Here is an 11828-nt window from a genome sequence, read left to right as displayed (position 1 = left end):
GAAACCGATATGCCACTCAATTTGAATCCCAATTTCTCGGAGCCTGGCAAGCGCTACTTTCACACGTTTTCGCCAGGAGACGACTTTTACGAAGCACTCATTGAAACCCACCATGGTCTCTCAGACGAGCAAAGCACCATGGTTAACGCCAAACTGGTGCTCTTGCTGGCAAATCATATTGGTGACATCAGCGTTTTGCGTCAGGCAATGGAACTGGCTCGTGGCAGCGTGTAAACCTTTTCCAAGGCAAGTAAAGTTGTCCGTCCATTTGTAGCAAATAGATTGTTCGGTTCTGACGCCAGCTTTTTTGTCTTTTTGATTCCTATCGCGCCATTGACGCGACCCAACAGCTCCCGAGCGGGCGGCACATTGAGGTTTGATACAATTTTCGCTGCTTGAACAGAAACCACTGACAGACTGTGCAGGTCAGCCTTGTCAAACGGGGTGTAGCTTAGCCTGGTAGAGCGCTACGTTCGGGACGTAGAGGCCGGAGGTTCGAATCCTCTCACCCCGACCAAATTTCCTTGGCAATCCGTTACCACCACATGCGATCGCGGCATTACCTCCCACAGTTATTGCCGCTTGTTACTCATAGTGATATCTGTCGCAAAAAGCCCTGAACGCCACACACGACAGTAAGACTGCGCGTTAATATCACCTTGGGCGATTTACTTTGACGGTGCAATCAGCGATGATGCACAGGTATTTTTTTACAACATTCACCTATATTGGTCTATGGCTACTGTCGAACCCATTCAACGCGAGACTTCTTCCATTGCCCTGCCTGGGCTTGGTCGAGCCTTGATTACTGCGGGTAAATTGGGGCAAAAGTCTGCTGAGGATATTTACAGGAAGGCTCTTTCCAGCAAAAGCAGCTTCATTGCGGAACTGGTGGGCTCTGGCGCAGTTTCCGCCGCCGATTTGGCGCACACACTCACCACCGCATTTGCAGCTCCTCTGCTTGACCTGGATGCCATCGACACCAGCCGCCTGCCGAAAGGATTGCTGGACAACAAAATTTGCGTGGACTACCGGGTTGTCGTTCTGAGCAAACGCAGCAACCGATTGATCGTAGCCACGGCAGATCCGTCCGATCAGGCTGCTGCTGAAAAAATCAAGTTCTCGACCCAAATGGGGGTCGACTGGGTCATTGCCGAATATGACAAATTGTCCAAGCTGGTTGACGCCAACGCCACTACAGCCACCGAGGCCATGGAGGACATCATTGGTGGTGATTTCGAATTCGACGAGGCAGCAGCCGAAGCGATTATCGACAACGACAAAACCAATACCTCCGAGGTTGAGGATGCACCCGTCGTGCGTTTTCTCCACAAAATGCTGATGGACGCCTTCAGCATGCGCGCTTCTGACCTGCATTTTGAACCTTACGAACACACCTACCGGGTCAGGTTTCGCATTGATGGCGAGTTGCGCGAAATTGCCTCTCCCCCGATTGCAATCAAAGACAAACTGGCTTCGCGGATCAAGGTGATCTCGCGCATGGACATATCGGAAAAGCGGGTTCCACAGGACGGGCGCATGAAGCTCAAGGTCGGGCCTGACCGTGTTATCGACTTCCGTGTCAGCACCCTACCCACGTTGTTCGGGGAAAAAATAGTAATTCGGATTTTGGATCCCAGCAGTGCCAAACTGGGTATTGATGCACTCGGCTACGAGCCTGAAGAAAAGGAACGCCTGCTCAAAGCCATTGCTCGTCCTTACGGTATGATTTTGGTAACCGGTCCTACCGGTTCCGGCAAGACGGTTTCGCTCTATACCTGCCTGAATATGCTCAATCAGCCGGGAGTGAATATTGCCACAGCAGAAGATCCTTCGGAAATCAACTTGCCTGGGGTCAATCAGGTAAACGTCAATGAAAAGGCAGGGCTGACTTTTGCCGCAGCGTTAAAGTCGTTCTTGCGTCAGGATCCCGACATCATCATGGTAGGTGAAATTCGTGACCTGGAAACAGCCGATATTTCCATCAAAGCGGCCCAAACCGGGCATTTGGTGCTGTCCACCTTGCACACCAACGACGCCCCGGCAACACTGACTCGCATGCGCAATATGGGCATTGCGGCTTTCAACATTGCGTCCAGCGTGATTTTAATCACTGCGCAACGGTTGGCCCGACGCTTGTGCTTGAATTGCAAAACACAGGTTGAATTGCCCCGCGCAACGTTGCTCAGCGCTGGCTTTAAGGAGTCTGAACTTGAAGGGGGCTGGAAACCTTACAAAGCAGTGGGATGCAACCTATGCAACAACGGCTATAAGGGGCGAGTGGGCATCTACCAAGTGATGCCCATCACGGAGGAACTCCAGCGCATCATTTTGCGTGATGGCAGCGCCCTCGACATCGCTGAACAAGCTGAAAAGGAAGGTGTCAGATCCTTGCGTCAATCAGGCCTGAACAAGGTCAAACAAGGCTTGACTTCGCTCGAAGAAGTACTGGCCGTTACCAACGAATAACAAGAACTCCGGAGGATTCGAATGGCAACTGCCAAATCTGCTGACAGCAAAGATGCTGTTTTTGAATGGGAAGGCAAGGACCGCAATGGTAAACAGGTGCGCGGAGAAATACGCGCTGTTGGTGAAAACCAGGTCAAGGCATCTCTGCGTCGACAAGGTGTTATCCCGACAAAGATCAAAAAGCGGCGAATCAGCTCTGGCTCATCGATCAAACCCAAAGAGCTGGCCATTTTTACGCGTCAACTGGCTACAATGATGAAGGCCGGCGTACCGTTGCTGCAGGCTTTTGACATCGTGGGCCGCGGCAACCCTAACCCACGCGTCACCAAGCTCCTGAACGACATTCGTACAGACGTTGAAACAGGCACATCCCTGAGTGTCGCGTTCCGCAAATTTCCCTTGTACTTTGACAACCTGTATTGCAATCTGGTCGAGGCTGGCGAGTCCGCCGGTATTCTGGACCAATTGTTGGACCGCTTGGCCGTTTATATGGAGAAAACGGAAGCCATCAAATCGAAGATTAAATCTGCTCTGATGTACCCCATCTCGGTATTGGTGGTCGCTTTCGTAGTGGTTGCGGTCATCATGATCTTTGTGATCCCCTCCTTCAAAGAGGTATTTTCTTCATTTGGTGGTGAACTACCCATGCCAACACTGATAGTGATCGCCATGAGTGAGTTTTTCGTCCAATATTGGTATTTGATTTTTGGAGTTCTGGGTGGAGGGTTCTACTTCTTCATGCAGGCATGGCAGCGCAACAAAAAGATGCAGGCGGTGATGGACAGAATCATGCTCAAGCTGCCGATTTTTGGAACTTTAGTGGAAAAATCCTGCATCGCACGCTGGACCCGAACACTGTCCACCATGTTTGCTGCAGGTGTACCTTTGGTAGAAGCACTGGATTCGGTCGGAGGCGCTGCGGGCAATGATGTATTCACCGTCGCCACGGTCAAAATTCAACAAGAAGTTTCGACCGGCACGGCATTGACCGCAGCCATGACCAATGTAAATCTGTTTCCATCCATGGTCTTGCAAATGTGCGCCATTGGCGAAGAGTCTGGGTCTATTGACCACATGCTGGGAAAAGCGGCCGACTTTTTCGAGGCCGAAGTGGACGATATGGTAGCCGGAATTTCCAGCTTGATGGAGCCAATCATCATCGTGATTCTGGGTACAGTCATCGGAGGCATTGTGGTCGCCATGTACCTGCCTATCTTCAAGCTGGGTCAAGTCGTTTGATGCCCATGGAGTTGCGCTGGTTGGAAGCATTTTTGGCTTCCATTCTGGGATTGCTTATTGGCAGTTTTCTCAATGTGGTGGTTTATCGCCTGCCCAAGATGCTGGAGCAACAGTGGGCCAATGAATGTGCGGAACTCTCGGGCAAGACTACCGAGCCATCAGAGACTTTCAACTTGGTGTTACCACGTTCCCGCTGCCCGCATTGTGGACACGCGATTCGTTGGTATGAAAACGTGCCCGTCATCAGCTACCTGTTTTTGCAGGGACGCTGCTCCGAGTGCAAAGCACCCATCAGTCTGCGCTACCCCCTAGTGGAGATTGTGACCGCTACGCTGTTCTTCTTTTGCGCTTGGCACTGGGGTGCATCCATAACAGGAGCGACATGGATGGTCTTTTGTGGGGCCTTGCTGACTCTGGCACTCATCGACTGGGACACAACGCTGCTGCCCGACGATTTAACGCTGCCCTTGCTTTGGTTGGGGCTCATTTGCGCAGCCATGCAGTGGATTCCGGTAAGTCTGAACGCATCGCTGTGGGGCGCGGTGGCAGGCTACCTATCGCTGTGGTCAATCTACTGGGCCTTCAAGTTAGTAACCGGTAAGGAGGGCATGGGCTTTGGTGACTTCAAATTGTTTGCGGCACTTGGCGCCTGGTTTGGCTGGCAAGCACTAATACCCATTATTCTGTTGGCCTCGGTGATTGGCGCAATCGTCGGAATAGCCATGAAATTCAGCTCCGGCTTGCGCGAAGGCGGTTATGTTCCATTTGGACCTTTTTTAGCTGGTGCCGGATTCACTGCGCTATTTTTAGGCCCCAATGCCTTGCTTCAGTTGGTAGGGCTGTAGAACCGAGAAAAATGGCTCATCGTTTGGGATTGACCGGGGGCATTGGCAGTGGCAAAAGCACCGTAGCGGCCATGCTGTCAGGCTATGGAGCGAGCGTCATTGATGCGGACGCAATTTCTCGCGCGGCCACTGGGCCAAGTGGATCGGCGATCAAGGCCATTCGGAACTGCTTTGGCGCCAATATCCTTACCGAAGATGGCGCGCTGAACAGGGACCAAATGCGTACCTTGATCTTTTCTAATCCCGATGCCAAAAAACAGTTGGAGGCCATTGTTCACCCCCTGGTAGAACAAGCCATTGCCACGCAAGCCAGTGCAGCCGACCAGTCAGGCGTACGTTGCATCGTATTTGACATTCCACTGTTGGTGGAGTCTCCCTACTGGCGCTCATCACTGCACCAGATTATTGTCATCGATTGCAGCGAAATGACACAAATCGCACGCGTTGTGAAGCGCAATGGTCTTAGCCCCACATCCGTGGAACAGATCATGGCCAGCCAGGCACCCCGCCTACACCGATTGGCAGCTGCCGACTGTGTAGTGTTCAATGACGACATCAACCTCGACCAACTTGCGCATGAAGTGCGTGAAATTAGTCATCACTTCCGGCTATGATTCGCCCAGCGGAAAAATCAGCGTGATCCTATACGAATACCCCTTCAACGAGCGAATTCGCACTTATTTGCGGTTGGAACATCTTTTTCTGCGTCTATCTGAACTGATGTCTAGAGACGCACCCTTAGACCACCATTTTGCGATTGCGACCATGTTCGAAGTCATGGACGTCGGTGCCCGTGCAGACCTAAAGTCCGACGTACTGAAGGACTTGGACAAGCAAAAACAAGTACTGAACGGCTATCGCGGTAACCCAGCCATCGCCGAAGGCGTACTTGACTCCATCATCCACAAGTTGGAAAAATGTTTTAGCGCACTCAATGCCCAGCCAGGCAAAGCAGGGCAAGCACTGACCGAAAACGACTGGTTGATGAGCATACGCAGCCGAGTCGGAATTCCTGGTGGAACTTGCGAATTCGACTTGCCTGCATATTTTTCCTGGCAACATCGCTCTACGGCCGAGCGACAAACTGATCTGCATCGTTGGGCCTCAACACTGGCACCGCTGGCAGAATCGATCCACCTGTTACTCAAGTTGCTGCGTGATTCGGGTTCACCGCAGAAAGTGATTGCGGTTGGCGGCCAGTTTCAGCAAAACCTGCCACAGGGCCGTACATTTCAGTTACTGCGTCTCTCTCTGAACGAAAATCTGAACATCATCCCGGAAATCAGTGGCAATCGCCTGATGGTTTCCATTCGCCTCATGCACCATGCCGAAGATGACCGGTTGCATACCGTGAGCGACGATGGCGCCTTTGAGTTGACATTGTGCTCCTAAGTTCGAAGAGAGTTGGCTATGGGCTCTGTTGATCACAACAATGCTTCTCCCTCTACTTCACAGACCGCAAGCAGGGTTGTGCGCTGCCCTAATTGCGGGGGTGACAGTGTGTATGCCACGTCCAATCCGGCCAGACCTTTTTGCAGCGATCGTTGTAAAAATATGGATTTTGGTGCTTGGGCAAGCGAAGGATTTCGGGTGCCTGCCACCACAACACCTGAGGAGCAGGAAATCAACGGTGCAGACTTGTATTCCACGCAATTGAAGTCATAAACACACTCCGTACAGACCAATTCACCCTACCAGCAACAATGTGTAGGACGTAGAGGGACGTAGTTGATCATTATTCCCGGTTATCTGTGCGACTGTTTTGCTGCGTAAGATTTTCGGCATCTCCTGATCAAGTCGACATCCTGCGAAGCATTCAACGATGTCTCATAACGCAGTTTGATTTCCAACTCAGGATCACCGCTGAGCAATACCTGCAGTATTACCGAGGGGCGATCAGTCAGATCATCGCTCTCGACTCCACTGGTACGATCAACCAGTTTCCGGCTGCATTGGTGCAACGCTTCGTCAACACCAGCGGCAGTATGGGGTCGTACTGATTTGTGATGAAGATTACAAGAACCCGAAAATCAATATTGGTGACTCTAAGACCAGCCCATCAAGTGAGTCAATCGCAATATTGCAATGGATCCTTAGCCGCTGTACATTCAGGACTCTGTGAATCTGCACATTATGAAAACTTTTCCAGCAAACACCTGACCGCGAACAATATGATCTATTCATTAAGACTGTACGTATTTCTTGGCAGCCTACTGGCTGTTCACGCTTTTGCCCAGACCTCCATTGACCTGAGGACGGCGCAGGCGCGGTACAAGCAGGACGTGGCTAACTGCGCAACAACCAATCCGGTCGCCAATAGCCGCAACTGTATGAAAGAGGCAAGGAACGCCTTGGCCGAGGTCAGGCGCGGCCGGATGAGTGAGTCTTGGAAGACATCGGACTATGAGAAGAATGCCTTGTTGCGCTGTGAAGTTCACAAAGGCGAAGACAAGTCGGCTTGCTTTGCCCGAATCCATGGGCAGGGCAAGATCGATGGCAGCGTGGCTGGCGGCGGGATTCTGCGAGAACTAACGACAACGTCGATTGTCAATACACCTCCACAACCGGCGCCCCCCATAGTGAAAAAGGCTTCAGAAACGAGCCGCCCATCTGGGCTGATGTCCAACTGTCATTGGGTTCCGCCGATGGAATGGGTCTGTAAGTAGTTAAGTCACTCCAAATTACTCCACTGTCACCGACTTGGCCAAATTGCGTGGCTTGTCGACATCGGTACCGCGTGCGCAGGCCGTGTGATACGCCAGTAATTGAAGAGGAACCACGTGGAGCAGTGGCGACAACTCACCGTAGTGCTCCGGCATGCGGATCACATGGATGCCGTCACCGCTTTCAATGCGACTATCGGCGTCTGCCAAAACATACAGTACGCCGCCCCGCGCTCGAACCTCGTGCATATTGCTCTTGAGTTTTTCAAGCAAGGTGTCGTTGGGGGCAACGATTACCACAGGCATTTCGCTGGTCACCAGGGCTAAAGGGCCATGCTTGAGTTCGCCTGCGGGGTACGCCTCAGCATGGATGTACGTAATTTCCTTGAGCTTGAGCGCCCCCTCCATGGCAATGGGGTAATGCAAACCACGTCCCAAAAACAGGGCATTCTCTTTGCGGGCAAAATCCTCCGCCCAACTGATGATCAGTGGCTCCAGTGCAAGCACGGCCTGCAATGCCGCCGGCAGATGGCGCATGGCCTTGAGGTGGCGTTGCTCTGCATCCTCTGGCAATCGACCTTTGGCCTGTGCCAACGCCAGTGTCATCAAAAAGAGTCCTGCCAATTGCGTGGTGAACGCCTTGGTGGATGCCACACCAATCTCCACGCCGGCGCGGGTGACGTAAGCCAGGCTGCATTCCCGCACCATGGCACTGGTGGCCACGTTGCAAATGGTCAGAGTGTGACGCATTCCCAGGGACTGGGCATGACGCAGGGCTGCCAAAGTGTCGGCGGTTTCGCCAGACTGGGTGATGGTGACCACCAGAGTTTTTGGATTGGGGACCGAATCACGATAGCGGTACTCACTGGCTACCTCCACTTGCGTGGGGATCTTGGCAATACTCTCCAGCCAGTACTTGGCAGTGCAACCACTGTAGTAGCTGGTGCCACAGGCTAGGATCAACACCGAATCGATTTCTGCAAATACACGGGCGGCATTAGCGCCGGGCGCGTGGTTCATCTGTAGATCAAACAACTCGGGCACGATCCCTTCCAGGCCCTCCAGCGTGTCGGCAATGGCGCGTGGCTGCTCAAATATTTCTTTCTGCATGTAGTGGCGATATGGCCCCAGCTCGGCCGCACCACTATGCGCCAACACCGTTTTGACTGGGCGCTGCGCGGGGGACACCGACTTGCGTGCTTTGTCCAGAAGCCAATACTTCCCCAATTGCACGTCCACCATGTCGCCCTCTTCAAGGTAGACAATTTGATCTGTCACACCGGCCAGAGCCATGGCATCGCTAGCTAAAAAATGCTCCTGACCGTCCTTTCCCACCCCTAGAATCAGGGGAGACCCCGCCCTTGCCCCCACTAGGCGCTGTGGCTCGTCCTTGCAAAAAACGGCAATCGCGAACGCCCCGTGCAACTGGTCGACAGCCGCCTGCACCGCTTCCAGCAAATCGTCAGCGTACAAGCTGTCAACCAAATGGGCAATTACCTCGGTATCTGTCTGACTGACAAATACATAGCCCTTGGTTTGGAGTTCAGCACGCAGTTCGTCATGGTTTTCAATGATGCCGTTGTGCACCAAGGCAATGCGGCCCGGCCTTTGGTGTGCATCTGAACCCCTGCCGTGGCTGAAGTGCGGATGGGCATTACTAACAGAGGGCGCGCCATGCGTCGCCCAACGTGTGTGCGCAATGCCCAAACACCCCTGCAAACCGCCAGACACAGAATCAGGTGCCACTTGCTCTGCCAGCTCTGCCACGCGAGACGTGCTGCGCGCGCGGCGCAATCCCGAATGTGCCAAGTCCGTACCCATGGCATACACCGCCACACCGCAAGAGTCATACCCGCGGTACTCCAGCCTTTCCAATCCCTGAACCAGAACAGGAACAATATTGCGGGTAGATACCGCTCCGACGATGCCACACATATTTGAACGCCCCTTTAAAACGAATGATGCCGAATGATAGAGACATTAAAAAGAAATTATTTATAATAATGTTGCTAAATTTGATTGAAAATTTCATGTTCATCACAGAATGAAATTAAATTACATAAATTTAAATTTTATGAATGGTATTTCTATTGATGCAGTTGATCTCCAGTTGCTCGACCTGTTGCAGAACGATGCCAGTCTGAGCAACCAGGCTCTTGCCGCACGGGTGCAGGTCTCTGCTCCTACATGCCTGCGCCGTATCAAACGCATGCTTGACGCAGGATTGATCGAACGTCGTATCGCCATCCTCAACCCGGAGAAGCTGGCGAGCATTGTTGGTTTTGGCCTGACCGTAATCGTCGAGGTGACGCTGGATCGCCAGGATGTGCAGGGTCTGGAGCATTTTGAAAATCGCGTGGCCACTGACCCTTTTGTGCAGCAGTGCTACCGTGTTTCACCAGGCCCCGATTTCGTACTCATCATCCATACGCCCCATATGCCCGCCTACCACGCATTGACACAACGACTCTTTTCCAGCGATGCCAACGTGCGTAACACCAAGGCTTTTTTCAGCATCAAACGCAGCAAGTTTGGTGCGCAATTGCCGGTCGTTAACACCCTCCACAATGAAAGCGTCCAACACCTGCAAACCTGACAAGTCGGTGAGGCATGACTTCGCTGAACAAGTGTCGGTAATGCACCAATCTGGCGTCATGCCGGTGCTATTTCGATAAGCCGAGGTCAAAGTTGACCCGCATTGCAGCCGGATTTCCGTCTCTAGTGGCGCCCCTGGACCCATAGCCTTTGGCAACCAAGGCAAATGTTGGCCAGCGCCAATACCTTACCAACGCAAGGGCTGGGACTTCTCTTCACCCGGTGGCATATGGATCGTTTCACCCATTGCCCGCCTGATGCTGACTGCGGTGAACGCGCCCCCCGATAGGGAAGTGTGGGAACTTGAAATTGTGGCGCAAGGCCTGTTGGTTCTACGCACCCAGTCACTGAGAGTGAGCTGTTCATTAATGTATTTTCCCTGAGTGAGCATGCCTTTGGTACTGGTAGATATCAAGGTTCGTGAACCCGTTTCTCATCAGGCCCGGGGACTTTCCGAACGTAAACGCGAACTAGGGCTGCTCTTTGTGCATTGGCGTATTGGCCATGCAACGAAATGACCCTATTTCTATCTAGACCTGCTATATTTCGCCCGTAAGCAGAATGCCGTGTACGCTGGATGGCTTGGCGTAGCAGCACATCTTTCCGGGATCTGACAATGATGGACAACAAGACACCCGCTCTCAAAAAAAACATGGCCGCACTTGCCGCCTGCGTGTGCGCAATGGCTGCACCAGCGATGGCACAGACCGCAGTTGCGCCCGGTCAAGCCGAGGTTGACCAGGTATTCCGCGAAGTTCTCGCTAACCCCGGCTCCGTCGCTTTACGTACCAAGTACTCCACCTTGCTGGTAAAAGCTGGTAACTATGAGGGTGGTATTGCCGCGCTGGAGGCCCTGCTGCTGACGCCCGATGCCCCTGCCAATATCCGCTTGGAACTGGCCGTCCTTTACTACCGATTGGGCTCGTATGCCATGTCAGAGACCTACCTGCGCGGCGCGTTGGCTGACCCGCGGCTGGACGCCAGACAAAAAGACGATGCACAAGCCCTGCTGCGAGATGTGGTGAAACGCAACAAACAGTCACACCTGTCAGGCATGGTCATGTTGGGTGTGCGATCCCAGTCCAATCCTGCTGGAGCCTCCGAAAGCGCCACCGTGCTATACCAGGGTTTGTCCGTACCCCGCAGTCCCCAATTCGCACCCATAGCCGATAGTGATGTGCACGTCTGGGCACTTCTGGATCACGTGTACGACCTAGAAAAGCAGAACGAAGCCTCCATCACCACTACCCTGATGGGGTTCGCCAACCATTTCAGCTCGGTCGGCAGTTATTCCAACCAAGCCGGTTATTCCAAGCCCTTTGATCTGACAGTTGTGGCTGGCAGTACGGGGTTGCGCTTCAAGCCTGCTCCGCAAACACATCAGGGGTGGACTCTGCGCCCACACTTAATATTCGGTGGCGCAACGGCCAACGGTAATAACTATTTCACTACCGGTGGCTGGGGTCTCAACACCGAATACCGAATGTCAGAGCGCCTGACCTATGGCGGTACCTATGAAAACAGCCGACTGACCTATCCCGCGCGCGACGACATTTTCAATGCACCCTTGCTGGGAGGAAGTCGTCAGGCGTTACGTCTGACCGCGACCCTTGAGACCGCCCCCAACCGCTTCCTGCTGACCGAATTGGGATATATAGACCACGACGGAAACGTGTCCTACTACAGCTTTCGGAGCCCTGAATTGCGGCTGTCGTACATCTTCAGCTACGCATCGCCATTTTCCGCCGAAGCGCTCCCCTGGGCTACGACAGTCACCGGTAGTGTGCTGGGCCGCGAATTTCGCAACCCAGACCCGGCGGTCAGCCTCGCCACGACGCGGCAAGACACCGAATGGAGAGTCGGCCTGATCAATGTAGCCCCCCTGTCACGCGACATGGCGGTGCAATTGCAACTGGAATACACCAAAACCAATTCCAATATTTCCAATTACAGTCTCACCAACACGTCCGGCACACTGGGTGTGATCTGGAAATACTGACCCCTGGCAGGAGAACTT

12 protein-coding genes and 1 tRNA gene are annotated in these 11828 nt (G+C 53.1%); 12 read left to right on the top strand and 1 reads right to left on the bottom strand.

Annotated elements, in window-relative coordinates; all coding sequences use genetic code 11:
• Positions 1 to 9: 9 nt before the first annotated feature.
• The 10 genes from IPI80_RS20625 (at position 10) to IPI80_RS20580 (ending at position 7219) form a co-directional block, all read left to right on the top strand.
• Positions 10 to 234 (top strand): DUF2783 domain-containing protein, encoded by a 225-nt coding sequence (locus IPI80_RS20625; protein WP_413863141.1) that lies wholly within the window; start codon positions 10 to 12, stop codon positions 232 to 234.
• A 206-nt stretch (positions 235 to 440) separates the two neighbouring features.
• Positions 441 to 517, top strand: a tRNA-Pro gene (locus IPI80_RS20620).
• 218 nt (positions 518 to 735) lie between these two features.
• The gene (pilB, locus tag IPI80_RS20615) at positions 736 to 2469 is read left to right on the top strand and encodes a type IV-A pilus assembly ATPase PilB (RefSeq protein ID WP_413863138.1); all 1734 of its coding nucleotides are present in this window, start codon (positions 736 to 738) and stop codon (positions 2467 to 2469) included.
• Between the two features lie 21 nt (positions 2470 to 2490).
• Positions 2491 to 3708, top strand: coding sequence for a type II secretion system F family protein (locus IPI80_RS20610; protein ID WP_413863135.1), 1218 nt, complete (start codon positions 2491 to 2493; stop codon positions 3706 to 3708).
• Positions 3708 to 4553: a prepilin peptidase gene (locus IPI80_RS20605; protein ID WP_413863132.1), complete on the top strand. Its 846-nt coding sequence runs from the start codon at positions 3708 to 3710 to the stop codon at positions 4551 to 4553. Before IPI80_RS20610 ends, IPI80_RS20605 begins: the two co-directional genes overlap by 1 nt.
• A gap of 11 nt (positions 4554 to 4564) precedes the next feature.
• A complete protein-coding gene (gene coaE / locus IPI80_RS20600) occupies positions 4565 to 5167 on the top strand; it encodes a dephospho-CoA kinase (protein WP_413863129.1) in 603 nt (200 codons plus the stop codon).
• A 22-nt stretch (positions 5168 to 5189) separates the two neighbouring features.
• Complete coding sequence (zapD, locus tag IPI80_RS20595; RefSeq protein WP_413863573.1) at positions 5190 to 5945, top strand: cell division protein ZapD; 756 nt, start codon at positions 5190 to 5192, stop codon at positions 5943 to 5945.
• 18 nt (positions 5946 to 5963) lie between these two features.
• Entirely contained in the window at positions 5964 to 6218 is a 255-nt protein-coding gene (locus IPI80_RS20590) for a DNA gyrase inhibitor YacG (protein WP_413863126.1), read from the top strand.
• 86 nt (positions 6219 to 6304) lie between these two features.
• The gene (locus tag IPI80_RS20585; protein WP_413863123.1) at positions 6305 to 6553 is read left to right on the top strand and encodes a DUF2835 family protein; all 249 of its coding nucleotides are present in this window, start codon (positions 6305 to 6307) and stop codon (positions 6551 to 6553) included.
• A 171-nt stretch (positions 6554 to 6724) separates the two neighbouring features.
• Complete coding sequence (locus tag IPI80_RS20580) at positions 6725 to 7219, top strand: hypothetical protein (RefSeq protein ID WP_413863120.1); 495 nt, start codon at positions 6725 to 6727, stop codon at positions 7217 to 7219.
• A gap of 15 nt (positions 7220 to 7234) precedes the next feature.
• Here IPI80_RS20580 and glmS read toward each other — a convergent pair whose 3' ends face one another.
• Positions 7235 to 9151 (bottom strand): glutamine--fructose-6-phosphate transaminase (isomerizing), encoded by a 1917-nt coding sequence (glmS, locus tag IPI80_RS20575; RefSeq protein ID WP_413863117.1) that lies wholly within the window; start codon positions 9149 to 9151, stop codon positions 7235 to 7237.
• A 139-nt stretch (positions 9152 to 9290) separates the two neighbouring features.
• On the opposite strand from glmS, the gene IPI80_RS20570 reads away from it, so the two are divergent.
• Positions 9291 to 9812: an Lrp/AsnC family transcriptional regulator gene (locus IPI80_RS20570; protein ID WP_413863114.1), complete on the top strand. Its 522-nt coding sequence runs from the start codon at positions 9291 to 9293 to the stop codon at positions 9810 to 9812.
• A 618-nt stretch (positions 9813 to 10430) separates the two neighbouring features.
• Positions 10431 to 11810, top strand: a complete 1380-nt coding sequence (locus tag IPI80_RS20565) for a surface lipoprotein assembly modifier (RefSeq protein ID WP_413863111.1) — start codon at positions 10431 to 10433, stop codon at positions 11808 to 11810.
• Positions 11811 to 11828: the final 18 nt, after the last annotated feature.

The sequence above is a fragment of the Candidatus Aalborgicola defluviihabitans genome, assembly GCF_016705985.1.
GTDB lineage: Bacteria > Pseudomonadota > Gammaproteobacteria > Burkholderiales > Burkholderiaceae_C > Allorhodoferax > Allorhodoferax defluviihabitans.
Note: the sequence above shows the minus strand (reverse complement) of the source record. Positions and strands in the feature narration are given on the sequence as shown.